This is a genomic window from Moorena sp. SIO4G3 (assembly GCF_010692305.1).
Lineage (GTDB): Bacteria > Cyanobacteriota > Cyanobacteriia > Cyanobacteriales > Coleofasciculaceae > Moorena > Moorena producens_A.
Map to the genome: position 1 here is coordinate 1 of NZ_JAAHIG010000099.1, position 26,530 is coordinate 26,530.

General features: G+C 43.6%; 19 protein-coding genes. 8 read left to right on the plus strand and 11 right to left on the minus strand.

The annotated features are described in order from the left end of the window. Nucleotides 1-815: 815 nt before the first annotated feature. The gene (locus F6J99_RS18640) at nt 816-3,239 is read left to right on the plus strand and encodes an ATP-binding cassette domain-containing protein (RefSeq protein ID WP_293114208.1); all 2,424 of its coding nucleotides are present in this window, start codon (nt 816-818) and stop codon (nt 3,237-3,239) included. Here the strand turns inward: F6J99_RS18640 and F6J99_RS18645 are convergent. Beyond that, nucleotides 3,213-3,377 carry a hypothetical protein gene (locus F6J99_RS18645; RefSeq protein WP_293114193.1) on the minus strand — a complete coding sequence of 55 codons (165 nt, stop codon included), beginning with the start codon at nt 3,375-3,377 and terminating at the stop codon, nt 3,213-3,215. The genes F6J99_RS18640 and F6J99_RS18645 overlap by 27 nt on opposite strands. Before the next feature lie 97 nt (nt 3,378-3,474). Further along, complete coding sequence (locus F6J99_RS18650) at nt 3,475-3,852, minus strand: DUF433 domain-containing protein (protein ID WP_293114194.1); 378 nt, start codon at nt 3,850-3,852, stop codon at nt 3,475-3,477. A 443-nt stretch (nt 3,853-4,295) separates the two neighbouring features. Between F6J99_RS18650 and F6J99_RS18655 the strand changes: the two genes are divergently transcribed. The 3 genes from F6J99_RS18655 to F6J99_RS18665 all read left to right on the plus strand — a co-directional run bounded on the left by F6J99_RS18655 (nt 4,296) and on the right by F6J99_RS18665 (nt 8,921). Beyond that, nucleotides 4,296-4,529, plus strand: coding sequence for a hypothetical protein (locus tag F6J99_RS18655; protein WP_293114195.1), 234 nt, complete (start codon nt 4,296-4,298; stop codon nt 4,527-4,529). A gap of 1,071 nt (nt 4,530-5,600) precedes the next feature. Further along, the gene (locus tag F6J99_RS18660; protein ID WP_293114196.1) at nt 5,601-8,372 is read left to right on the plus strand and encodes a DUF4157 domain-containing protein; all 2,772 of its coding nucleotides are present in this window, start codon (nt 5,601-5,603) and stop codon (nt 8,370-8,372) included. 96 nt (nt 8,373-8,468) lie between these two features. Beyond that, complete coding sequence (locus tag F6J99_RS18665; RefSeq protein WP_293114197.1) at nt 8,469-8,921, plus strand: hypothetical protein; 453 nt, start codon at nt 8,469-8,471, stop codon at nt 8,919-8,921. Between the two features lie 194 nt (nt 8,922-9,115). Here F6J99_RS18665 and F6J99_RS18670 read toward each other — a convergent pair whose 3' ends face one another. The 8 genes from F6J99_RS18670 to F6J99_RS18705 form a co-directional block, all read right to left on the minus strand. Then, nucleotides 9,116-10,018: an Rpn family recombination-promoting nuclease/putative transposase gene (locus F6J99_RS18670; protein WP_293114209.1), complete on the minus strand. Its 903-nt coding sequence runs from the start codon at nt 10,016-10,018 to the stop codon at nt 9,116-9,118. After that, a complete protein-coding gene (locus tag F6J99_RS18675) occupies nt 9,949-10,110 on the minus strand; it encodes a hypothetical protein (protein WP_293114198.1) in 162 nt (53 codons plus the stop codon). The genes F6J99_RS18670 and F6J99_RS18675 overlap by 70 nt, the downstream gene beginning before the upstream one ends. A 94-nt stretch (nt 10,111-10,204) precedes the next feature. Continuing rightward, on the minus strand, nt 10,205-10,363 hold the full coding sequence (locus F6J99_RS18680; RefSeq protein WP_293114199.1) for a hypothetical protein: 159 nt from the start codon (nt 10,361-10,363) through the stop codon (nt 10,205-10,207). Nucleotides 10,364-10,406: 43 nt separating this feature from the next. Further along, entirely contained in the window at nt 10,407-10,874 is a 468-nt protein-coding gene (locus F6J99_RS18685) for a Uma2 family endonuclease (RefSeq protein WP_293114200.1), read from the minus strand. A gap of 187 nt (nt 10,875-11,061) precedes the next feature. Continuing rightward, on the minus strand, nt 11,062-11,610 hold the full coding sequence (locus F6J99_RS18690) for a hypothetical protein (protein WP_293114201.1): 549 nt from the start codon (nt 11,608-11,610) through the stop codon (nt 11,062-11,064). Nucleotides 11,611-11,614: 4 nt separating this feature from the next. Next, on the minus strand, nt 11,615-15,862 hold the full coding sequence (locus tag F6J99_RS18695; protein ID WP_293114202.1) for a response regulator: 4,248 nt from the start codon (nt 15,860-15,862) through the stop codon (nt 11,615-11,617). A gap of 160 nt (nt 15,863-16,022) precedes the next feature. Beyond that, nucleotides 16,023-19,127, minus strand: a complete 3,105-nt coding sequence (locus F6J99_RS18700) for a GAF domain-containing protein (RefSeq protein ID WP_293114203.1) — start codon at nt 19,125-19,127, stop codon at nt 16,023-16,025. A 23-nt stretch (nt 19,128-19,150) separates the two neighbouring features. After that, nucleotides 19,151-20,095: a chemotaxis protein CheW gene (locus tag F6J99_RS18705; protein WP_293114204.1), complete on the minus strand. Its 945-nt coding sequence runs from the start codon at nt 20,093-20,095 to the stop codon at nt 19,151-19,153. Between the two features lie 360 nt (nt 20,096-20,455). Here F6J99_RS18705 and F6J99_RS18710 point away from each other — a divergent pair, with 360 nt between their 5' ends. Then, nucleotides 20,456-21,532, plus strand: a complete 1,077-nt coding sequence (locus F6J99_RS18710) for an RRXRR domain-containing protein (protein WP_293114205.1) — start codon at nt 20,456-20,458, stop codon at nt 21,530-21,532. 63 nt (nt 21,533-21,595) lie between these two features. Then, nucleotides 21,596-22,924, plus strand: a complete 1,329-nt coding sequence (locus tag F6J99_RS18715) for a response regulator (RefSeq protein ID WP_083305179.1) — start codon at nt 21,596-21,598, stop codon at nt 22,922-22,924. 107 nt (nt 22,925-23,031) lie between these two features. Here F6J99_RS18715 and F6J99_RS18720 read toward each other — a convergent pair whose 3' ends face one another. Next, nucleotides 23,032-23,394, minus strand: a complete 363-nt coding sequence (locus tag F6J99_RS18720; protein WP_070392991.1) for a response regulator — start codon at nt 23,392-23,394, stop codon at nt 23,032-23,034. A gap of 935 nt (nt 23,395-24,329) precedes the next feature. On the opposite strand from F6J99_RS18720, the gene F6J99_RS18725 reads away from it, so the two are divergent. Next, nucleotides 24,330-25,205: a hypothetical protein gene (locus tag F6J99_RS18725; protein ID WP_293114206.1), complete on the plus strand. Its 876-nt coding sequence runs from the start codon at nt 24,330-24,332 to the stop codon at nt 25,203-25,205. Further along, nucleotides 25,202-26,188, plus strand: coding sequence for a DUF1822 family protein (locus tag F6J99_RS18730; RefSeq protein ID WP_293114207.1), 987 nt, complete (start codon nt 25,202-25,204; stop codon nt 26,186-26,188). Before F6J99_RS18725 ends, F6J99_RS18730 begins: the two co-directional genes overlap by 4 nt. The last annotated feature ends 342 nt before the right edge of the window (nt 26,189-26,530 follow it).

Genomic DNA, 26,530 nt, shown 5'->3' on the forward strand with positions numbered 1-26,530 from the left:
TGGTCAAGCGCACCTAAAAGGGAATCAACGTCAAAGAATGCTGTACCTCATGAGTCCTAGAAACGCTATAAGTCATGGGGCTAGAAACCCCCTTTTGAACCAAGCCCACATTTTGTATTGCCATATGTAGTATATAGCAATTCTACAACTTGTGAGGTACAAATTTCTGGTTTTTAGGGAGCAGGGAGCAGGGAGCAGGGAAGAGGAACCCACCCCTAACCCCTCCCAGGAGGGGAAGGGAAGAGGGAAGAAGTAAAAAATAATGTGTACCTCATGAGTCCTAGAAACGCTATAGTAATTCTAAATCATTTGTAAAATATGCAATATCGTAAATCATTACTGGGCAAGGCTTATAGCGATCGCTTCGCCGAATATATTTCACGAATCATATAGAATGGCTATATAAGTAATACATATAGCATGGGAGAATTGCTATATCAAAATTGCATGATTATTCATCAACAGGTTGAAACTAGAGACAAACTTACCTCATTTAGCTCAGGGGGTGACAAGCGCTCTTTAAAATCTTACAGGGGTTAGGTTTTAGGGGTTAGGTTTTAGGTAAAATTGCCCTTGCAGGATGGATTGATTAAAACTATCTATGAACTTGAATTGGTGAAAATTGCTTCAATTGCTGGAAAATACAAATGACACCGATGCGCTCATTTTACCCAATACCTACAACCTAAAACCTAAAACCCAACACCTATCTAGGTTTAAGCTTCGTTGTCACCCCGTGAGCTTATTTAGACTCAAGATCATTTTATTTAAAATAATAAAAGGGAAACATTATCAAAAAAATCCCAACTATGACAATGAGCTATCTAGAGCTAAACAATCAAGGTAAAGTACTTCGTTTTTCTCTTGAGAAAGGATTTTATCGATTAGGACGCGATCGCACTTGGTCAGATTTCGATATTCCTGAAACAGGCTGGACTATTGTCTCCCAACGCCATGCTTTTCTGCTTCAAGAGGGAGAGGATTATCGGATCTTTGATGGTGATGGGGCAAATCCTAGTACTAATGGAGTATTTGTTAACCACACTCGTATCACTGATGGGTATCTTCTCAAACATGGCGTGGAATTGACTATTGGACAAAATCCTCGGGACTATATTCGCCTCACTTACTTTAATCCAGCCCATAGTCAACCAAGGGTGACGCCAAATAAACGGCAGCTTTCCTTGCCAAGTGTCCAAAAGTGGCCAGTGCAATTGGGTCGTTCTCCTAATCCTGAACTTTCCCACTCTTGGCAATTAGATGCACCGACGGTTTCCACCCTTCACGCTACTCTTATCAAGATTTCCGAAGGCAATTATCAGATTAATAATTATAGCAGAAATGGAACCTTTATCAATGACAAGTTAATCCATAAACCAGTATTACTTAAGGATGGGGATACGATTCGGATTGGTCCGTTTATATTACTGTTGAGGCAGGATACTTTAGAATTAGTTGACCAAGGTAATCAAATTCGGATTGATGCTGATAAATTGCTGCGCCAGGTTAGTTATAAATTAGGCAAAAAACGGACTATCCTGAATCACGTTTCTATGCCGATTGAACCTGGTCAGTTAGTGGCGTTGGTAGGAGGTAGTGGCACTGGTAAATCTACGTTACTGAAAACCCTATTAGGAATTGCACCAATTACTAAAGGTACTGTATTTATCAATGGCCAAGATTTGCGACAGCATTTTAATCAGTACCGCTCACAAATTGGCTATGTTCCCCAAGATGATATTGTGCATCGGGATTTAACGGTAAAAGAAGTACTAACCTATGCCTGTGAATTACGATTACCACCAGATACTGATGTGAAACAGGTGGTGAAGCAAACCTTGTCACAAGTCAAACTGGATTTTGTGAGAAACACGCTTGTGGGTAATCTCAGTGGGGGACAACGGAAACGAGTCAGTATTGCTGTGGAATTATTGGCTGATCCGAAACTGTTCTTTCTGGATGAGCCTACGTCTGGTCTAGATCCAGGACTGGATAAGGAAATGATGCAGCTATTGCGAGAATTAGCGAATCAGGGACGAACTGTGGTGCTGGTGACTCATGCTACTGCGAATATTGACGTATGCGATCGCATTGCCTTTATGGGTCGGGGTGGACGGTTGTGTTACTTTGGTCCTCCCACAGAAGCCATGGACTTTTTTAAGATGCCATCTCCAGACTTAAGATACTTCCCTGATATTTACCTCAAGCTAGAGCAAGGGGAAACACCGGAGGAACTTGAGCAGAATAGTGAAAACTGGCATCAGCGGTTTCTCAGCTCACCTGGTTACAAGACTTACATTTCCGCACACCTCAGTCCTGGTCAAAGGTTGCTATCGACCTCAATCCCTAGCAAAAGTGCTGGTATTCCTGTTTTCAAGCAACTCAAGCAACTCAAACTCAAGCAACTGCTGTTGCTCAGTCAGCGCTATCTAAAACTAGTAGTGCGGGATATGCGGAGTGTTGCCCTAGCATTACTAACTGCTCCCATTGGGATTAGCTTGATTATTCTCACCTTGTCAGGGAAAGACCCTTTAGCTAAACTGAATTCTCCAGAGATCACCCAAGCACCTCTAGCGCTACAAGTACTGTTTATTTTTACCTGTGCTGCCCTTTGGGTAGGACTATCTAGTTCACTGCAAGAAATTGTGAAAGAGTCCAGTATTTATGCCAGAGAGCGACTGGTTAATTTAGGGTTATTTCCCTATCTCGGTTCCAAAGTACTGATTCGGTCTGGCTTAGCTCTTTTACAAACTATCTTGATTGTTACTATTGTGCTCTATGGGTTTAAGTCACCTACCTCTGAACTACTGGATTGGAAAATTGGCTTGGGAATCACTACCTTTTTAACCATTATCGCTGCTACCAGTTTAGGTCTGATGGTATCGACATTGGTTAAAAATGAAAGTGAAGCCAATAATACTATACCATTAATTTTGCTACCCCAGATTATTTTTTCGGGAGTTATTTTTAAACTAAAAGGATTAGCAAGTACACTATCTTGGCTGATGGTAAGTCGTTGGTCAATGGGAGCTTACGGTGCCCTGGTAAATGTGAATAGCATGGTACCAGAACAGTCTTCCCGATTCGGATTAAAGCTTCCCCCTCCTCCCTTTGAAGCAACACCAGTTTATGATGCTACTTGGCAAAATTTGATTCTTAATTGGCTACTACTGTGCTTACACATAGCGGTTTATTTAATAATCGCTTTTCGATTACAGAAGCGGAAGGATATTTTCTAGAAGTCGGGAATCGGGAATCGGGAATCGGGAATCGGGAGGAGATGTAGAGTCCGTAGGGTGTGTTAGGGGCGGACTTTCCCTTATGTTTTCCCCTCGTAGCCAGCGTTGGTATAGTCCGCCCCGTAACGCACCACCCACCAGAGAATGAATTTTATGAAAACTCTGTAAGCATTCAGTTATCAGTTGCCTAACAAAACTACTGCATGTCTCTCAAGATTGTGATCAATCAAGAAAATCATGCTTTCTGTGCGTGTCTTGCTTTCTGTTGCTGGAGTTTTGCCCACAACGCTTCTCGACCGGGTTTAGGGGGCATTGTTGCAATGCGAGCAAAGTGTTCTCGATTCCGCTGTTCCCAATACTGTCGGTTTTCCTGTTCCTCCTGCAAAATAGTTTGATACTCTGCTTCAACTTGGGTACGATTTTCTTCAATATATGATAGTGCAGCGCTTACTTGTTCGTTAGTGAGGTTAAGAACATCCCCAATTAATTTTGGTGGATACTGAGCTGTGACATAATCCATGACATCGTAGAGAGTGATGCGTGTTCCGGCAATGGTTAATCCCCATTCTGTGCGGATTATTATAGCTGTCTTGCTATTAGAAACTGGAGCCATATCTATCGCTTTCTTAATTGATATCTATATTTTACGAAGTGTGTAAGTATTCAGTGGTCAGCTTAAAATCAAGGTTTGCTTAATAATAGAATGATTTTAATAGTTTTGTAGAATGGGCATCAGGCGTGGAACAGGCATCTTGCCTGTTATCAATATTTTCGCGCGGGCAGGATGCCCACTCTACTGATAGTCATACTATCAGCCTTCTGAGTTAGGTCACAGGCTAGAAGCCTGTGCCACAAAACTGATGGGCTTTTTTTTGAGCTGATTGCTAATTGCTGATTACTTACAATATTTTTTATAAATGTTTTCTATTATATCTTACCCATTACTTATTATAACCCTTCCTGATTTCGTAATAAAAAAAATTGCCGAAATCCCTTGACAATAAATTAATTTATTTATATATTAATAGTATAAGCATTTTGAAGGAGTCATTACTGATGAGTCAAAAGTTTCCACCTAACTCTGATGAAAATCTCACCCCTGAAAACGAAGGTCGTAAACCGAAGAAAGCCAAGCTCGTTTTGATCGGTTCTCCTGAAAAGGTTCGCAAAACAATTAATGCCATTTATTCCATTAAGTATGCGAAACCGGAGGAGTGGAGCACTCCCAAACCGACAGAAAAACCTGGTGAGGTTATGACCTTTTTGATTCGATATTTTTACCTAGACTAGGATAGGATTTTGCCAGGGCGTGGCCCTGGCGACTATGAATCGTGAACGTTTTTTGTGGAGGGGTATAAATCAGGATGAAGGATGAGTTGGAATGTGGTTGCTTTCGAGCAGTTGCTGACTAATTCGATCAGAATGTATTAGCTCATCAGTAATGATTTAGAGTTGAGTGCAGCTCAGCTTTACAAGAGAATTCGGTCAAGATTTGGGGTTAACCAGAGCTTGACCGCTTTTTTTTGCTATAGTTAGAGGAATTATCTATAGCAATTAGATCTCCCATGAGGGACAAAGGGATCCCCCTAAATCCCCCTTATAAAGGGGGACTTTGAGGTTGATGACTGTACCTCATAAATTCAATAAACGCTATAATTTACGGATAATTAGTGATAAAAAACCTTCTTCCTTGAAACCTTACTTGTTTACTTCTGCCTTCTGCCTTCTGCCCTCTGCCTTCGATTCACGCCTAGTGAGTTCGTAGGGTGCGTTAGGGACGGGCTTGCACTTATGTTATGGGTCGCCAATGTTGGGAAAGTCCGTCCCGTAACGCACCACCGGGTCAAACAGTAAAAATGGGCATTGCTGAATGAAGGAATGAATGCGCGATAATCTGGTTTTATGAAAGCCCCCTAAATCCCCCAATTCTGGGGGACTTTAAGAGTTTTGTTCCCCCCAAAATTGGGGGGCTAGGGGGGCAAAACCATACCCAGAATCAGCAACGCCTAAAAATGAGATGCACCCCAGCAGCAACGTCTCTTAAGTTGTCTCATCTCAGCCATCCCAATTTGCCCACCCATTAGCAGCATATCCCTTTCAAATGGGGAGAAATGGAATTAGCGACAAAGTTCAGCCAAGGCAGATGTATCGGATACAATTTATGTAACGCTTTGTTGATTTTTTTTACCTTATATGTACTTTTATAAATAGTTACAAACTCCCTCGATTTCTTGTAACAGAGAACTATAATTACTATGATACCAGTTGGTTAAAGTTTGGGGTGCCATGTCGCGCTCCAGGAAGACGATGTAATCGACTGATATTGTTTTCTTCAAGGGTACAGGGGAAATAGAAAAAGCTATGCGGACTCATACCTATAAACCGAAATATTCTCACTCTACCTCTAGGACAATAGCTCAAAAAAAGAAAGACTCCAGACCGATTGGTTCTAGAAGAAGATTGGATGCAGAGGACAGGGATTGGAACGCGGAAGAGGCGGTTGGGGAATGGGGAAGTAGAATGGCTAATGTGATGCACTCCCTTGAAACCGGACAATACGTGCCCGACACAGGATGGTATGAAAAGGGGCTGCAAGCGAAGCTAACGATAGGACAGCCGGGAGATAAATACGAGCAAGAGGCAGATCGAGTAGCGTGTCAGGTAGTAAAGCAGATTAATTCTCCACAGATCGGAAGTAAAGAAGAGGAAGTGATCGGTACGCCACAACTCGAAATACAGAGGAAACCGTTAACAGGTGAAACAGATGCACCGAAAAATTTAGAAGGTTCAATAAAGGAAGCAAGAGGAAGGGGAAAACCACTGGATGACCAGATTAGAAGACCCCTAGAGCAGGCGATGGGAGCAGATTTTAGTGGGGTGCGGGTGCATACGGATGCTCAGTCGGATCTGTTGAATCAATCGATTCAGGCAAAGGCGTTTACGACGGGGCAGGATGTGTTTTTTCGGCAAGGGGAGTATCAGCTGGGGAGTCGTGGGGGGCAGGAGTTGATTGCCCATGAGTTGACCCATGTGGTGCAGCAGAATGGGGCGGCGGTGAGGCGATCCCCTTCACGACCGCAGCAGCTACAGCAACACCCATCCAAGGAAACTTATGCAGCATCAAGCGCCGATCTGTTAATCTCACAGACAGGCAACAAGACAGTACTGCAACCTTTTTGGATGCGCCTCACTCCTGACAAAGAACCGCATTGGGTTCACGACAAATACCAGATCCCCAAGGCATTGGAGAAAAGCACTTACCAGGAAAAGAAGACGGTCAATAAGGGAAAGTTGACGATACCAGGAAAAATGAAAGATGAGAAGAAGAAAAACTCCATTTTTGGTCCTAAAACCCAGGTATACAAGAAACTAAAAAATGTTAATATTCTCTGGGCAACTCTCGAGCAAATGGTAGATGCAATTGGCATTGAGAAAGTAGATGCAATCCTGGATGGGGATCGAAAATGGAGGGAAGACCAAAACACACCCTTACTGCTAAAACATTTGGATTCTTTTCAGCAGATAGACCTGAATGTGCTGAGTACCTTGATGAAACAACGTTATAAATTAACAGAAAGTTTTTTGAATGACCTGAGTCCCGAAGACATGAAAACCTATTTTTCCAATACGCCAGCTCAACAATTAGGACAGGTTACAGGGAAAGAATTTGCAAGTTTCGTTAGCATAGTACGCCAAGAGAAAGAGATGCCCCAGACAGAGATGTTGCCCCTCTCGCCTACTACCGGGCAAGGTGCTCATCATGTGAGCGAACACGGAGCCCAAAGCACAGAGCAACAAACGATCGAAAGGGCGGTAGCCTATGCGTATAAAATGGGCAATCTTAATGCGACGAAAGGTAATTGGGTGAGCCATGAGGTTCAAGATGCTGCTATGCGCTGGGCGCAAACCAAAATTGATCTTTGGGTCAATCAAGCCGATCAGGACAATCAGCGAAACACAACGGTGTTAGACAGTGTGCCTGTTCCCAATGGAATTTTTGGGCCAAAAGCTTTTAGAAAAAATGTTAGCTACGTAATTAGCAGCGGAGAATACAAGCATGGCAATGTGACTGGAAAGCAAGGAGCCGCTACTGCAGACGTCACGGGGGACTTCAGACTTAACAACCCCACTCAGGTCCTAGGGATCAAGGGGAAGTTTGAAGGCTCGGTTACTGGAAACATTGTCGGCGGAGCAATTCTTCCTGCCATGGAAATTAACTCACTGACCTTCAAAGGAAACGGAGAGGTAGATACAAACATTAATGCAACAACAATTCCAGGCAATCAGTTGAATGGAAAAATAACAGGCCTGACTAGATTTAAGAACGGTCATGTTAATATCCAGGCTGGACACACCGAGTTTTTTGATGGGACAGGGGAATTTGAGACCCCAATGGATGGCAATATCAATGCGGGGAACACTAATTGGAATGATATCCCCAGTAAGAGGGTTGGAGGTTATGTGGAAGCCCGTACGGGTAATCAGGAAGTAAGTGTTAACCCAACAGGTATAGGACGCCTAAAATCAAAGTTGTATAGAAAGGGATATTGGATTAGCAATATTGGTGTAACGTTTGAGGAGAATGAGAAGGATGGTTATTCCGATGGTGTAAGGAATTTAAGGAATACTGATCCCAAAGTAAATAAGCTCCAGGTGACCTTTGAGAATACAGCCCTGGGACAGCGACATCCCTTTGAACCCAGAACTTTACAAAACATTGTGCGAAATGCAAAGATCACTGCCAAACAGCAACATTATGTAAAAACTTCTGTCGCCGGACCTGCTCCGCAATCTATCGACGCTCCCCTGCTGAATGATTCAGTGATGGTCAAAGGAAACCTTGCGGATTTGCAAACGGCAAATCTGGTGCCAGCTGCCCTCGCTAATCTGGCTTCTATGAAACTTGAAGTCAGAAATGTCCAAAAAGTCACCACTTCGGTAGCACATGATATCAGAACAGGGTTTGCCGTCCCACAATTGAACCATTACCAGACCAGGTTAAATGACGAAATCTTGGAGTTTGACCTGCACAGCTTTTCCGCTCCACCATTACCGGTAGTTAATAATTTTAGGGTTCTTATGAAACTTAAGAATCAGGATCAGGCTACTTATTTACCATTCACCGCATATTAACCCTCTTTTATCATTCTGGGATAATTTCACGAATTAGCGCTGTTTCAGGCTAGGAAAAATCAAGCTTTGAGGCTAGAGCGACAGAAGAGGGTTAAGATGACATACACAGAGTTCATTACAGATATTTTGAAAAAGAATGGCTGGCCTTTTGAAGTGCTTTCGGACAATGGGGTCATTCAAACCTTGTATTCTACAGGGGAAATAGAACTGAACGGCTATATCCATATGCATGAAAGGAAAAGAATGGTGGTGTTCTATACGATTCATCCAAAACAGGCTCCAACAAATCGCCGTCACGATGTGTTGGAATATATTAATTGGGCAAATTTCAATATTTTTCATGGTTCCTTTGAAATGCACCCGATCAACGAAAGTCTTCGGTTCAAAACTTGTATCAATATAGGAATCGACCCTTTAACGCCTGATTTAGTGAGGCAACTGCTGATCGGAAATGTCATTGCTCATCTTCGATATGGAGTTGGCCTGGCGGCAATAATCGATGACGGGGCAAGCCTTGAAGATGCTTGTCGGAAGATGGAAAATGGATAAAAAAATATGGCTCTTCGGTACCTGTTATGCTAAACTAACTATCAAAATACCAACAAATTAAACTTCTTCGTTTAAAGTGCGATCGCCTTTGGCGCGGCTTCGCCGATCGCTCTTGTAGGGTGGGCAAATTGACCTGAAAACTGATCACTTGGTCAAACTTTCATAATTTGCCCACCCTACCCCTTTCAAACCGCTCAACCTTCTCGAAGCTTCTCAATTTCCTCTACAGGTAAGCCAGTCGTCTGACTAATCGTTTCATTATCTAACAGAGGCAAAAGTTGGCGTGCTATTTCTTCCTTAGCTTGTTTCTTACCTTGTTTCTCAGCAAAAATCGCTAGCCCTTGTTGGTCATGAATAAACATCTCTCTTTTTCCTAATTCCTCCAAATCCTTCCTACTTAAATTTGCCTCAGAAGCAATTCCAAATGCCTGTTGAAACTCAGGTTTTTCGGCCATTTGCGGTGGCACCGTTTCTAAGAAAGGCGCATTTTTTAAAAAATACATCCACAACTCATCGAGTTGCTCTAACTCCTCCAACTGTTTTTCAAACTTCGGTAGTTCCACAAACACTAACTGCAAGTGATTTTCGATGTAGTTGATGTTGGTAGTTTCTTCTCGTAACTTGAAATTAGAAATTACTTGATTATGCTCAGGAAACATGACAAAATCCGTAATCGTCAGAGCAATCACTGGTTTGAGATAACGATAGCCTTCTCCTTTACCTAACTGTAGAGAGTAAGCTTTAGTAGCATTGTATAAAACTCTTCTAGCAAAGGATTCTACCTGCAAAACCTGCATTTCAATAATCACCAAAGAACCATTCCTAAGTTTGGCCTTCACATCGAGGAAAGAGTCTTTGAGAATTGGAAGAGGAGAAGACTGATAAGGGTCAATAATTTCCAGGTCTTGAATCAGAGGTTGATTGTGGTAGACCAGAGCATTGAGAAAGCTAATCAGAATCGGTTTACTTTCCTGGGAGCCAAAGATTTTTTTGAAGGCAAAGTCGGTTTTGGGGCTGATAAATGTCATTACTTTACCAAAGGGAACAGGGAACAGGGAACAGGGAACAGGGAGTAGGGAGTAGGGAGTAGGGAACAGGGAACAGGGAACAGGGAACAGGGAATAGGGAATAGGGATCGCTGCATAAAGACAGTGCGATCGCTCTTGTAGTAGGGTGGGCAAAGGGACATGATTCGTGATCAAATGGCCTTTCTTTAATTATTTGCCCACCCTACTCCCTGTTAAGCATTTAGATTACAGCGGTTTGCAATTCATTTAGGTACTCTAATTATAGCAATTATTATACTCATGAGGTACAAATTTATGGGTTTTAGGGAGCAGGGAGCAGGGAGCAGGGAGCAGGGAGCAGGGAGCAGGGAGCAGGGAGCAGGGAGCAGGGAGCAGGGAGCATAGAAGAGGGAAGTCAGAAGAGCCAATAGTCAACAATTATGTGTACCTCATGAGTCCTATAAACGCTAGATAAGGGTCAACCGTCAACAAACTCCGGAATCTCTGGTGGCAACATTTGAGATACAGATAATAAACAATCGGGAAACTGTAACGGTGAAATTGTCTGATTCTTTACCAGAGTTACTTTACTTTTATACCCTTGCTCAGTTGGTTCTCGAAAAACATGCAATTGACGATTAGTTAAATCAACTACCCAATAATCAGCAATCTCTGCCTCTGCATAATGCTTAGCTTTCTGTTCACAATACCTCCTTAAGTTAGTATCGGCAACTTCAATAATCAAATAAATTTCTGATGGTGTGGGATGATGGCCTAGGTATCGCAGTTCATCTGGCATAACTACGGCTAGATCTGGTTGGGGTTCGGAGTAATTACTTAACTGAACTGGTAATTGTGTTTGAACTAACCCTTGCTGTCTTAAACGATTATCCAACACTCGGTGAATGATCCGAATTCCAGTTGCATGGGGAGGGGTGCATCTCACTTTTAAAATTCGGCAAAAACTACCACTAATATTACCACACTCCCATGGGTAGATTGGTAAATTTTTATGGCTCTTTCTGAATTATAGCACTATAGATTAAGGTTAGGACATTGATATATAGCATTTATTCTAGCTATGATGTACAGAGATTTTGTCTCCTTATTACCAATTCCCTATTCCCTGTTCCCTACTCCCTACTCCCTGCTGTATAAGCTATTGCTACACTCAATGCTCGTTCTAAATCTAGCAAAAAAATCGTTAATTTTTCTGCTTCCGTTTCCGTAGCGTGGCCTTTTGGCCATTGCGATACAGCGACATAATTTGCCATACCAAGGAGATAGCTTTGACTGTAAGAGTCTGGCAATTTCCGAATCGTTGATAAGGGTAAATCGATCATAGTTGGTAGCCTATCAACCGGTATGGCGCAGGCTTCTCCCCTAGGAGTTTTAACGATGATCAAAAAATCGCCAACACTGGATAAATCAATAGGATATTTTGTGACAGCAGCGGTTTTATCTAAACTTTGATCTAGGCTTAGCTTAGCTTTACTAGGTTTGACCAGTATTGGTTTTAAAGGCAGCAGCGTCAAGGTTCGATTGTCTAGATGAATTAATTTGTTATCTCGGTTACTCTCCCTAATGTTGCTGGGAAAATCCCTAACGTTTAAGACGACTGTCATTGGTAACGCTAACCAATACTTAGCGATTTTAAAGACAATAACTCGGACTTTTTTCATCTCCTTACTCCCGATTCCCGATTCCCTGTTCCCTGTTCTCTGTTCCCTTTGCTATATATAATTCATCCTTCATCCTTAACACGTTATTAATTGTTGCTAAAATCTCTTCATCTAAATACGGTTTAGTTAAATAAGCCATAGCCCCAAGTTCCGTAGCAAGTTGTTTGTATTTTTTTTGACTACGGGAGGTGAGCATAATAATAGGAAGATCAGCTAAAGCTGGCTCTTGATGACTAAGACTCAAAAGCTCAAGACCGTTTAACCGTGGCATTTCTAAATCACAGATGATCAGATCAATACCATGACTTTTGCGCAATAGTTCTATCGCCTCTAAACCATCTTTAGCTTGCACCACCTGGTTACCATTCCGTTCGAGAATTAGGCTTAAATTTTGTCGCTCAGTAATGGAATCATCGACGACTAAAAAGGTTTTAGAAAGGTTAGCATGAAGGTTAGCTGGTTGTTCGCGAAGCGTGGCCTTTTGGCCAAGGTTGGCAGGTTGAAGGTTGGCAGGTTGAAGGTTAGCAGGTTGAAGGTTAGCAGGTTGAAGGTTGGCAGGTTGAAGGTTGGCAGGTTGAAGGTTGGCAGGTTGAAGGTTAGCAGGTTGAAGGTTGGCAGGTTGAAGGTTGGCAGGTTGAAGGTTGGCAGGTTGAAGGTTATTGTTGGTTGCAGGTTGTCCATGATCAGGTTGTCTATGATCAGCTTTAAGCTTGTCTGGAGAACTTTCAACATTCAACCTGTTAACCTTCAACTCTGGAAAACCTTGGCCAATAGGCCACGCTTCGCGAACAATCTTCAACCTGCTAACTTTCAACTCTTCAGAACTTTCAACCTTCAACCTGCTAACTTTAGACAATGATGGCTGAGATTGAGGGAGCTGCTGTACATAGTTAAGTAACCCTGTACCGTCAATTACGAGAGTTAAACGACCATCGGCCAAAATACTGCAACCATAAACATAGGGAGGATATGCGATCGCATTAGGCAGCTGCTTGATCACCAGTTCTTGCTCTTCGAGTACTTGTTCTACTTCCAGCCCCACCCATCCTTCAGCGGTACCCATCAATAGGACAGGATTCATCTCTTGGGGTTTAGTGAGCAAGGGATTCCAAGCTGGTAGTGTCGATACCTGTTGGGATGAGTCTTCTAGTAAGGATGAAAGTTGGTAAATGGGGGTGCTATACTCATTCCCCCTGTGATGCCAATTCAGGATTTTTTGATCACTTACCATCTGGATTTGCTCAGATGCTGGCAACACTATCTGTTCAACGTCATTAGCCACAAACCCATAGACCCCCTGATTAGCTTGAACCACTAGCACCCTGGCATTTCTGAGGGCTTCTTGGATCTGCAAAGAAAAGGTCGTGCCAAGACCCGCCTGGGAGCGAACCTTTACCCTACCGTTAATCCGTTGCAGTTGGGAGCGCACCACATCTAGGCCAATACCTCGTCCAGAAAGCTCGTTAATTTGAGAAACAGTGGAAAATCCTGGCTGACACAGTAAGTCTAATAGCTGATTTGGCTCTGGTGATTGGCCGAGGGCTTCCAATTGCTCAATACTGAGCAGGTTTGTTTCCACGGCACGATTATAAATCTTTTCTAAGTCCAGTCCCTGACCATCATCTGTAACTTCAATGATGGTGCGATTTCCTTGATAGAAAGCACGAATTTCAATCTTACCGATGGCGGATTTACCCCTTTGTTGGCGAACCTCCGAGGATTCAATACCATGGTCGAAACCATTGCGGACTAGATGCAGTAAAGCATCATAGAGATGATCAGCAATGGTTTTATCAACTAGGACATTAGTCACACTGAGGGTGAATTCTGCTGACTTGTGATGGACATTAGACAACTGCTGCACCATGGAAGGAAAGGACTTAAGCAGATGTTCCAGAGGTATAGTCTGAGCCGATTGAAGAGTATCCCTCAGCTGAGTTGATAGACGCTGTTCTCGTTCCACACTAGCAGCAGCGGTAGTAGCTAATAGGCTCAGGTCTTCTGTAGCTTGAGTCAGTTGCAGGGTTTCTTCCCAAGCCGCATCCCACAGCTTAGAAATTTGCTGATTAGAGGAATGCTTCTTGAGCTGAGTACGCAGTTGAGTAAGGGTGTGGCGATGTTGCTTGAGCCAATTGGAGAGTTTTTCAACTACCCCTTGACAGTTTTCATCCTGCCATCCTAACTGGTTTTGGTTAATCAGTAGTTCCCCAACTAGGTGAGATAGGTGTTTAAGACTGTCTAAATCAACACGCACTGTGGCTGATGTCTTGATCGAGCCCTCTGCTAATGAAGGCACATCAGCCTCTGCAGACTCCCGATCGGGAGGAGACATTGATATTTGCTTGACTTCTTTTGCTGATTCAGGGTTAACCACTAACTCCGACTCTTGCTGAGGGTCAGTCTGAGGTTGGTTAAGATTGTCTGTTGCTACGGTTTCTGAAGATTCATCCAGAAATATAGTATCTGGAAATATACTATCTGGAGGTATACTATCTGGCTCAAGAGATTCCTCTTCAGGAAAGACTTGATTCGCTTGCTCTTGTGCAAGAGAAATATTACCAAAAGTTTCCTCAAGTAATTCATCAATATTTGTTGAAGGTTGAAAGTTATTGTTGGTTGAAGGTTCTTGGTTATTGTTGGTTGAAGGTTCTTGGTTAGTTTGGGTTGTTCGCGTAGCGTGGCCTTTTGGCCAAGGTTCTTGGTTAGTTTGGGTTGAAGGTTCTTGGTTAGCAGGTTGAAGGTTAGCAGGTTGAAGGTTAGTTTGGGTTGTTCGCGTAGCGTGGCCTTTTGGCCAAGGTTGAAGGTTTTCCAGACAACCTTCAACGTTCCAACCTTCAACATTCAACGATTGTGAACCTTGGCCTTTTGGCCACGCTTCGCGAACAACCTTCAACGATTGTGAACCTTGGCCTTTTGGCCACGCTTCGCGAACAACCTTCAACGATTGTGAACCTTGGCCTTTTGGCCACGCTTCGCGAACAACCTTCAACGATTGTGAACCTTCAACCGGACAACCTTCAACCTGTAACTCTTCTTGTGATCCAGCTAATTGTTGAAGGGCGAGGCTGGGGTTTCCTCCACGAGTGCGATCGCCTGCTAAGACAGCGGTATGAGCTTCCTGGAAATTCGTTAAGGCAATCTTGGCAATTGCCATCACCTGTTCAGGGTTAGCGTCAAGGGCTTTTAAGGTGTTTTCGGCAATTGCTTTAAACCCTGGTAAGTTCAAGGATTCCCCTAACCCTACAAATATTTCAGCTTGTTCTCGCAAGGTCTCAGCAATCTCTATCAGCGTAGCCTTGTCATGATCAGGGGTTGGAGGTTCAAGGTTAGTTTCGGTTGAAGGTTCAAGGTTAGCAGGTTGAAGGTTAGTTTGGGTTGAAGGTTGTTCGCGTAGCGTGGCCAAAAGGCCAAGGTTAGCAGGTTGAAGGTTAGTGTTGGTTGTTCGCGAAGCGTGGCCAATAGGCCAAGGTTCAAGGTGGTTTGGTTGTTCGCCCAAGGCGTTCGAGTAGGGTAGGTTAGTTTTGGTTGAAGGTTCAAGGTTAATTTCGGTGGCAGGTTCAAGGTTGTCTGGAAAACTTTCAACATCCAACCTGCCAACCTGTAACCCTTCAGAACCTTCAACATCCAACCTGCCAACCTGTAACCCTTCAGAACCTTCAACATCCAACCTGCCAACCTGTAACTCAGAAGAACCTTCAACGTTCCAACCTTCAACCTGTAACCCTTCAGAACTTCCAACCTTCAACAAGGAAGCTAGGTGATCGATGCGTTGTTTGACTCCTACTTCAAAGATAGATTGGACAATATCAAACCCAAGTTCTGCTGATGTGGGTAGAGAGGCTTGATAGTCAAAGCAATCTCCTAATTTAGCTTGCAGTTTAGCAAACACCCCTGCAGCTCGGTTGATAATCTCAGTATTCTTGCTCAACTCCCCAGTCATTTCAGCAGTCAGTGCCATCCTGAGGCACTGATATCCCTCAAACAGTAGTGTTTCTAGTTCTGTATCAATGGTTGCCTCAGGGGCTAACATTGCCCGGAAGACATCTTCGAGATAATGTGCTACACTTTTTATGGTTTCTTGCCGGACATTAGCAGCTGCGCCTTTCAGGGTATGAGTGGCTCGCATTAAGTCATAAAGTTGGTTTTTTGGCTTGTCCGGTGTTAAAGCCAGCAAATGTTGTTCAATAACTTGCAGCAAGTCCTGGGCTTCCCCAAGAAAGTATTGATAGGTTTCTGGATCAATAGTTGACATTTTTTTAGGGAGTAGGGAGTAGGGAGTAGGGAGTAGGGAGTAGGGATAAGAAACTTGAATTTAACTCACAGTTGCTGATATGACTTTTCACACTCCAACCTACCAAACTCCCCATACTACTCGCGCCCAGGTTCCAAACTCCCCACCCATAGCGCTATAACTAGTTAACAGTAAACTGCTCAACAGCTGCCTGTAGCTTTTCGATGGTGGTGAGGGATTCCTTGAAGGACTCCCAAAGCTGGGCAGAGTCTTCAGAGGTATTGGTGGATATGGCGGCAACTTCTTTCATGGTTTGGGTCACCGATTGTGATTGTTCGAGTTGGGCTAGGGTTACCTGGGTAATCCCTGCAACTAACTGGCTAATCTCAGCAGTAGCTGATGCGATCGCATTTAGATTCCCCTTGCTTTCTTCTACCAATTCTGTGCCAGTATTAACCTGAGCGATCGCGACTTCGGTCACTTTAATCACCTCTCTAGTCTGAGTGCGGATTTCAGCAACTAAATTAGAAATTTCCGTAGTTGCCTTGGCCGACTGTCGAGCTAAGGAACGCACCTCATCAGCTACCACCGCAAAACCTTTACCATACTCCCCAGCTCGGGTGGCTTCGATAGCAGCATTAAGGGAGAGTAGCTGGGTCTGGGTAGCAAAATCACTAATCAAATTCAATACCCGGTCAACATTTTGCGAGTATTGACTTAACTGTCTAATTTGATGGCTGGCTTCCTCCACACTGTCCCGAATTCCTAGAATTCCTTCCACCGTGCGGTTCATAGCTGTCTCCCCCGATGCTACTTTTTGGTTTGCCTCTTGCACAGCTCGGTCGATGGATTGGGCGCTAGTGGTTACAGCTTGGGTAGAGTTAACCATGCTCTGGATTTGATCCATGGCTTGGGTCAACTCCTGACACTGATGCTGGGCTTCTTCAGAAAGTTTAGTAATTGCTGCTTCACTCTCTGTAGCAGTTTCAGCGACTTTCACAGAAGCTGAGAGTACCTCGATCACAATTTGCCGTAAACTCTGAATGGTGTTGTTGTAAGCATCTGCAATAGTCCCAAGTTCATCATTGGTAATCGGAGCTCTAACGGTCAAGTCACCGTCTAGAGCAGGTCGGACAGCTGTGAGCAAATCAATAGCACGCTGTTGGAATAATTCCCTAGCCTCCTTTTCCTGTGATGCTAATTCTGCTAGTTTTTGGGATTGCGTCCGCAATTGTTCCAAATACTCAGCTCGCTGCAACGGTACACTCATCTGAGCGGCAATCTGAAGCATCCAATTAATCTCTTCCGTTTGCCAATCCCTAGGCTCAGAATTTTGATAAGCAGCCAGTAAACCCCAAAGTGTATCCCCTTGGAAAATCGGCACAATAGTATAGGATCTGGCCTGATATCGCTCTAGCTGCTCGATATAACAACTTGAAAAATCCCCTTCGTAGATATCACTAACCACCCAGAAGGGTTTCTCTTCCCTAGAGAGATTGCCTTGGATGCTTTGTAGATAGCTATCTCGGATGGTTGGAGCTTCCTGGCTAAACTGCTCAGGGGTATTTCCAGCCACCGTTTTCACGATACATTCACTAATATTTTTGTTGATGAGGGGATTATTAGTCTGTTCCTGGATTAGGGAGATCCAGCCACTGGCCACAGACTCAGCCACAAAGGAGCCACTCCAATCGGAATTGAAGCGATATATCGTAACACGGTCAACCCCTAAGAGTTTACGAACTTCGTTGGTAGTCACATTAAAAATAGTGCGCAAGTCTTGGGATTGTTGAATTTTATCCGTGACCTTAGTCAGTACTCGTTCCCGTTCTGCTGCTTGATGTAATTCCTCAGACTTTAACCGCTGTGCCTCCAGTAGCTCAGCGTGTTGCAATGCTACTTCTAACTCAGCTGCAATCTCCAGCATCCAGCTAACCTCTGACTCCTGCCATTGCCTGAGATCAGAGTTTTGATAGGTAGCCAATAATCCCCAGAGTTTTTCATTCTGGTAAATAGCTACAATCACATAAGCTTTGGCCTGATAACTTTCTAGCACTTGAAGATAACAAGGGGTGAAATCCTGATTGTAGATATCCTCCACCACCCGGTAGGTTTCCCCCCTACTATAGGAACCCCCCTGGGTTTCTTGAAGATAAGTATCGACCTGGTTAATCGGTTGAGTAGCCAATTGTTGGATGCTGCATTCGCTGATATCAGCCCTGAGGGTGGGGTTATTAGTCTGGCTCTGAAGCAGAGAAATCCAGCCTCCAGCCACAGACTCTGCTACAAATTCACCACTCCAATCACGATTAAAGCGATAGATAACGGCTCGGTCAGTATTGAGCAGCTGTCGCACTTCTTGAGTGGTGGTCTGGAAAATAGTCTTGATATCCAGAGAACGGCGGATTTTGTTAATCACTTTCGCCACAGTTGCTTCCCGCGCCTGCTGCTGTTGCAACTGAGTGCGTAACTCGTGGTTAGCTAGGTGAAGGGATAGTTCTGTGGCAATAGTCTGAAAGGAATTAATCTGTTGTGGAGTCCAGGATGGGACCGACCTGTCGTGGTTTGTCTGTACCTGGCATTGCTGCAGGACCAACAAACCCCAAGCTTTCCCCGATACGGGCAAGCATAAGCTCAGACTTGATTGAACTTGAAATTTATCCAGCAGCTGGAGTTGATAGGGAGTGAGGGAATCATTGCTGACGTGATCGATAATTACCCTTGACTGCTGCAAATACTCTGTGGACAAGTCAGACCCAAAAGCAGTAGCATCTAGAGTTTCCCCCACCGAAGGAGTCCACCCCCGTTCTACTGCTTCTGCCAAAACTATTCCGGTGCGAGCAGAATTGAAGCGATAAATTAACACCCGCTCGGCAAGGCTTAGATGTTGAACCCCATTGACTGTATTGTTTAGTAAGGTTTCCCAGTCCCCAGCTTCACTCATTAATCTGCTCAGCTCTAACAATTTTTCATGCTGGGCTTGGAACTGTTGTTGGAGTGCGTCTTCGTAGCTAAGCTTCAATTGCTGAATTTCCAGATTCACCCCTGCCGTAAACTGCTCAACCTCCTGACTAAAGGATTCAAATTGCTCCAAATTTTTTTTCAGGTCTAACTTATCTACCCTTCGGCGTTGCTCTAGATCAGTTTTCAGCCTGTCTAGGCTAGCGTTAAATCCCTCTAGGTTGGGGCGAGCAGAGTTAAAAAAATGCGGAGTATTCTCCTTGAGAAGATTGTGATTTTCTAATAGCAGTTCTGAATCATTATCATCCCATTGTGATTCTGACATCTGTCTAGAGTCGTAAATTTTACTTATACTTCATACTTTATATCAAGTGCTGCTTGCACAATTCGTTGGGCATCTAAGACAATACTACTGGCTTCGGGAATATAAGCTTTGACAAAGTGTCCAAATCTGAGGGGTAATAATCGATCAGGGGGTTGTAAGTTTTCCCAATGGTGCTGTTCTATTTCTTCCACTTGTGAAACCACCAGTCCCAGCAGTTTGCTGTTGACTTGAAGTACGATTACCATGATTTTTGTCCTCGGCATGTCCTTGGGTTGCCAAAGACCAGGAAATCCTAGCAGAGAGTTTAGATCTAACAACCACAGCATTTCACCACGCCAGTTGTAAATCCCAATCACACTATCGGCAGTATGGGGAATGGGCAAAATTTCAGGAACCGACACATTCAGAATTGCTTGGATGCAGTTTACCTGTAACAAAGCCCCATTGCCAGACCCTACTTGGAATCGCAAAAATTTCTCCTGGGGGGGAAGTTCGGCATCAACACTGACCTTAACGGAGGTAGCCAGAGGTAATTGAGATTGATTCCCCTGGAAATTCTGTTCATTTTTCTGCCAGGAGACAGGATAATCGACTTGATTAGTTCTTACCGTTGAGCCTGACTCTAGCCAAGTAGATAAGTCGAGCACCACCGGAATGCTTTCTAGTTTAATTTGTTTGCGCCATGCTGGTTGTTTCTCGGTTAGGCTACGCCCCAAAATTTTGACGGTATGAATTGAGTTGGGTTTTAGCTTGCTGATTGTGTGGTAGATAAATCTTACCACGGCTCCTGGTAAGGGAGCGGGGTCTGCTTCGAGTAAAACCAATAAACAGCTATCGTGAAGTTTAACTTTAGCTATAATACCTTCGTGCTGAAGTTTATGATTCAGCATGGCAGCGATGACGTTTGGGTTTCCTTGTTTAGCTAATTGTAAAATTTTGCTTGTCTTAGGATACTGCTCTTTGCTCATCAAACCAAGTTACTATCCAAATCCTCAGAAATTTATGATACATATAATTCCAAGGTATTTAATCGCTTGATTTGTAATAATTTTTAATTTTGGTTAGAGTGACTGCTCACGTTTTTAGAATTGCGTGAATTTATGGGCCAGTCAATAACCCCACCCTAACAGGATGGGGCTTGGTAGACAACCAACTACCGTGATTGACGCTTACCATTGAGCCGAATCCTGGTAAGAACTTCCAGATGCTTCCCCAGTCTGGATCTCTTTAAAACTGTGTTGTCAGTTGCTGCTTTGGGCAGGACATCTTGGATTCGGTGGTCAAGGGGACAGGGTAACCTAAATACTTTTCTCGTGAGGTTTATCACCATGTTACGAGTTCCAGTAATTTCACCTGATGGCAAACCATTAATGCCGACAAAAGCTTCTCGCGCTCGCCGCTGGCTGCTATGCGGTCTTGCCGTTGTTTATCCAAACGATCTAAATGTTTTTGCTGTTCAGCTAGTTAATCAACCATCTGGAAATCAAACCCAGGATATTGCCATTGGTATTGACCCCGGAAAGATGTTTTCTGGTATGGCTGTTCAGTCAAGTAAAATCACTCTTTGGACAGGACATCTGATCTTGCCTTACAAGAAAGTTCGAGAACGCATGGATACTCGGCGAATGATGCGAAAAACTCGTAGAAGTCGTCGAATAGATCGCAAGGTTGCTTACTCACAAAGGTCTCATCGGCAAAAACGATTCTCAAACCGTAGAGTAAAAAGGGTTCCCCCTTCAATTAGGGCAAACCGTCAACTAGAAAATCGGGTAACAAAAGAGCTTTGTTTTTTGTATCCAGTAAATGTCATCGTCTATGAAGTGGTCAAGGCAAGAGGGAGCAAAGGGTTTTCTCCTGTGATGATAGGCCAGTATTGGGCAATCTCTCAGTTGGAGCAAATAGCCCCAGTAATTCAAAAACAAGGCTGGGAGACCGCTTTAAAAAGAGAGGCATTAGGACTAATAAAAGACAAAACTGACAAAAGTCAGCAAACAGTTAATACCCATGCAGTAGATGGAATAGCCCTAGCTGCTACTCATTTTTTTCGACGCAAAAATTATTATCACCGCAACGGAAAACTGAGTGTTCCAAAAAACTGTGATGTAACTAATGCTGTGTTTTCAGTCATTAGACGAGCCCCCATAAGTCGTCGCCAGTTGCATCTATTGCAGTTTTCTAAGGGTGGGAAACGACGTAAATACGGTGGGACAACCACTAGCCATGGTTTTCGCAAAGGAGACTATGTTGAGGCGGTTAAGGCTGGGAAACAAGCACGAGGTTGGGTGAGCGGTGAGACAGTAAGGCAAGTTTCTGTTAGCGATGTTAACTGGAAAAGAATTGGACAATTTACTGCCCGAAAAGTCCGACTTCTAAAACGTTCAACGGGATTAATTGTAAACCACTAATTGGAGGCGCGGCTTTCCTCCCCACCAAAAGAGAAGGATGGGGTATCCAGCCGCGAAGATTTGATGAAAACCAAGGTTGAATCTACCTCTAATAGCTTGAGTGCTAAGCTAGTACGCTACGGTCACGAAAAATTTACTGGCCGACTGGATCTGAAGGTGTCAACTGCTCAGCAATGGAGCCTCTACTTGAGCTATGGGCGTTTGGTATGGGCATCTGGCAGTGTTCATCCCACTAGGCGTTGGCGTCGGCAGATAATCTATCATTGTCCTGAGATTAATCCTAATCGGATTGCCCTCAAAAAGATAGAGCCAGGGTCCTGTTGGGACTACCAGTTGATGGTGCTGTTAGCACGGAAGCGAATGATCAACCCCCAACAGACTGTAGTTGTAATTCAAGGCATTGTGGCAGAAATATTATTTGATATCCTCCAGAGCCTAACCTTAGTTTCTCGGGAGCAAACCCTAATTCAACCCAGTAATGGTTCTGTCTCGTCAAACACCATGGAAACTAGGGTCAACAAGCCTGACAATTTCTTGCTCAATGCCCAGTTGGGAGTACGTCCCTCTATGCAGGGTATTTTGCCACAAACGTGGATGTTAGAGGTAGAAGCAACTATCAAGCAAGTTCAACAGGTCTGGCAGCAGTGGTCAGAAATGGGTTTGGAGGATGTTTCTCCTGACTTAGCACCGGTGCTGTTGCAAAAGTCGGCTTTGCAACAGCAAACCTCAGTGGCAACCTACAAAAATCTGGTAAGCCTAATCAACGGTAAGCGCACCCTGCGAGATATAGCAGCCCTGCTTAAACGAGATGTGTTACTGCTGACGCGATCGCTAAACCCTTATATTAAGAAACAACTGATTGAACTAGTAGAAGTGCCTGACTTGATCGCTCCCAACTTTGTAGATCTCCCCGGCAAGGCAGGCACTAGTACCCAAAAATCCCAAACCCAAAAAGCCACAACCCAAAAATCCCAAACCCAAAAATCCCAGAAGAAGTCTGATCAGGCATTAATAGCCTGTATTGATGATCACCCCCAAACCTGTAAAATTATGAAGGACGTGATTCAATCAGCAGGTTATCGATTTTTAGGAATCCAAGACTCTATCAAAGCTCTACCGTTGCTACTCAAACATAAGCCAGATTTAATATTCTTGGATTTGGTAATGCCAATTGTTAATGGCTACGAAATGTGCGCCCAGATCCGCCGGGTGTCAATGTTTGCCAATACACCAGTGATTATTTTGACGGCTAAAGATGGTATTGTAGACCGGGTAAGAGCCAGAATCGTTGGAGCCACTGATTTCCTTAGCAAACCAATCGACAATCAAAAAGTAGTGGCAACGGTGCGCAAGTATCATACAACGTCGCCCACCAAGACCAATCCAGTTTAAAAAGGCGAGACTCTGGACGTGAAGCAAGAGTCTAGAGGTGGGGGAAATCAAGGATTTTACAATGGTTTTCGGTTAACAGTCAACGGTTAACCGTCCACAAACAATAACTATTGAATAAGCTCCTCTAGGGTACACAGCAGTTCTTCTGGATTCACTGGTTTAGCTAAGTAGGCATCAGCCCCCAGCATCTTTCCCCAAATTTTGTCCACCTCAGTACCTTTGGTGGAGCAAATCACCACAGGAATCTCGCTAGTGTGAGGATTCACTTTCAGGGCTCGACAAAACTCAAAACCACTTTGACCAGGCAAAATTACATCTAAAACTACTAAATCTGGCCTATGGTGAGATAATTTTTCCCGAGCCTCCTCAACGCTAGCCACGCCAGTAACCCCCAAACCCGCTTGTTGCAAACAGCGAGTTAGGTACTGTCTTTCTGTTACGCTATCTTCTACCACCAAAACAGTTTTCATATCTTATAGTATAGCACCTTATACAGAAAGTTTATTAATGGCAAGGGTAGAATCACTGAATCAGATCAGGGTTTACCTGGCGCTATAGTTAGTGAAATCAGGGTCAACTCAGCTGATCTACCAAAGGGCGTTAGATCATTCCCTGGTGACCAGAGCAGGGGAGCTTCGGAGCTTCGGAGCTTCGGAGCAGGGGAGTTTCGGAGCTTCGGAGTAGGAAATAAGGAATCGGGAACACAGGAGTAAATTAAGAGATTTTTAAAGGTCAGCAATCAAGAATTTTAAAGACTGACAAATTTATTTATATAAAATGTATAGATATAGCAAAAAAAAATTTTTTTAAATAAAATTTCCCCTATGGGATTACAACAAATAATAAGAGATTAGCCATAATAAATCCTGAAACGATAAGCTGCAATCGGAGGATAAGCTGTTGAAACTTGCAAATGTATATTTTTGATATAGATAAAAACAATGCAAAAATATATTCTATTAACAGTTTTTTTTATTTAATCAAAGTAAAATAAAATGCCTTTTAGATTAGTAGCTTATGTTCAAATCAGGTAATTATAATTAAAAAACTATAATCTGTGAAGCGTGACTATTAAATATTAATAGAAACTTCACACTATAAAACTCACAATATTATCACAAACTTAGCCTAACCTTGAAAAGCCTGATTCAAGAAGCCTTCTTGGGCTGTTTACATAGCAGTAACACACAGGAGAGTTTTTTTAGTCAACCAGCTCGGGTTCCAAAAATCGGATTCATAAAATGATCAGCTAGGGCTGATAAGTACATAGAAAGTTAAAAACAGTACTAGTCATGATAGTGAAGCACCATTACCCACTTGCCCACTGGTCAATGAGCCAAAGCCAGCCTCTGATTGATCTAGGCTTGCTAGAACAACTGCGGGTCAGCAATCGAGAGGATTAACAATGGTGGTTTATGTATCAGGGCGCATCCAGCCGATAAGCAGTCATAGCAGCTACTGGGAGTTTAATTGGTTAGTTAAAAGTCAGTTAAAATTCACCCATGTAGACTCTCGTATCCTGGTTTGCGATCGCTGCATTGGTGTTGCTCAACTATGGCAGCCAAAGGCAGGGCAGCTGGGGAAAAAGACTCCTGTGGATGAAACCCTAAGAAACCTAATTGAAGAAGTATCCCGCTACCGGGACCCAAGTCCTGAGCGGCAGAAAGCCTTGAATCGTTTCCTGATCGTTGTTCAAAATCTACCTGGCATTTACAAATCTTCCCACGTAGACTATCTAGAGGCGTTAAATCGAACCTGGGAATGGGTCATCCGCAATCTGTACCAGTTTGAGCCAAGTTCAACCTCCGTTGAAAAAAGCTTAGTAACCTGGATCAACGGATATTTACGCTGGCGCATCCGAGATTTATATATTTCAGATAGTAACTATCCAAAGATTAGCACTAATCAACCGATCGGTAACAGTGAGGAGGATTCAAGGACTCTAGAAGACCGATTGCCAGACCCTAAACCTTGCTTGAGTAAACTGGATGATTACATTGAAGCAATCCAGACAGCTGAACGCCAGCGTCTAAGTCAAGGGATTCTCGCAGAAATTAAAAACGATCCAGATGGGAAACTAATCGGTTGTCATCCCCGCAACTATCCCGAATGTCATTGTCAGCTATTAGCAATCCGGTTGCTAGTACAAGAACCACCCCATAGAATTGCTGACATTGCTAGAGAATTTAAGGCTAACCAACAAACTCTCTACTCTCACTGGAAGAAAAAATGCCTGCCGAAACTGCAAGATATTGGTAAAACGTTTGGACATCAACCATGACTATTACAGAATCAACTAACATTAAGGTTTCTCTTAGCCCATACGCTCATAGTTATGCAGCACAGTTTGCTGCTGAACAAAGCACCCCTCGCAAGGGAAAACACGTCTATTTAAATACTTTAGCAGTTTATGCTATTAACAACTATTTAAAATGGCTCAATATTCCCAGTAATCTTGCTCAAAGTGATTGTTGGAATCCGGGTTTGAGAGCATTGTTTGATGTAGCTGATTTGGTTTTGCCCAACATTGGTAAATTGGAATGTCGTCCAGTGCTACCAGGTCAGTCAACCTTGAATGTGCCACTAGAAGTGACCGAAGACCGGATTGGCTATGTGGCAGTGCAGTTCAGTGAGCAATTAGACCAGGTAGAGTTATTGGGATTTGCTCCGTATGATGCGATCGCTAAATCCCTAGACCCTTTACCCCTAGAACAGCTTGAATCTCTCGATACACTAATTGACAAGATTGATTGGATTAAGAAATCGGTGAGAATAAGCCAATGGTTTGAAGAAATATTTCAGGCAGATTGGCAACCACCAACATCACTTTTACCTCAGTATAGGTACAGGTCTAGTTTCAAAACGGTTACTGCCTTCAGAGGATCTGAGTTAGGTCTCAAGCGGCGCTCCATGCAAGAACCGAAGATAGAGGCTTTAAGGGGTAATGACAGATCAACCATGCGAGCCAAGCTAATGGACTTAGCTGGTCAAGGAGTAGTCCTGCTGCTGCAAGTGAATTTCCAACCTCCTGATACTGAAGATATCGATATTTTTATGAGGCTATATCCTGCGGGTGATTCAATGTATTTACCACCAGATTTGCAGGTGAATTTACTCGATGAATCGGGAAATTCTTGTATGAAAGCTCAAGCTGGACAAACTAACGACAAGATTCAAATTGATTTCAGTTGCCAACCAGAGGAACGATTTAGTGTCAGATTAAAATTGGGAGATATAAGTATCACCGAAAAATTTATAATTTAGGTAAGCTATCAGCTATAGCGCGATTAGCGCTACAGATGGTGCTATCAGCTATCAGCTATCAGCTATAGCGCGATTAGCGCTACAGATGGTGCTATCAGCTATCAGCTATCAGCTATAGCGCGATTAGCGCTACGCGCACGCGTGCGCGTTCAGCTATCAGGGATTAGCGCTACAGATGGTGCTACAGATGGTGCTTGTGAAGTACCCCAACCTGCTTCGCTGAGGTTGGGGCTTCCAATTCTCAGGTCAACTCAGGGACGGTTTTATTCGTCAATAGGGCTTCCCGCGCGCGTCCCCGACGCCTCAACCAGAGGCGCGCGCCTGCTGGAATTGGTCTTACTC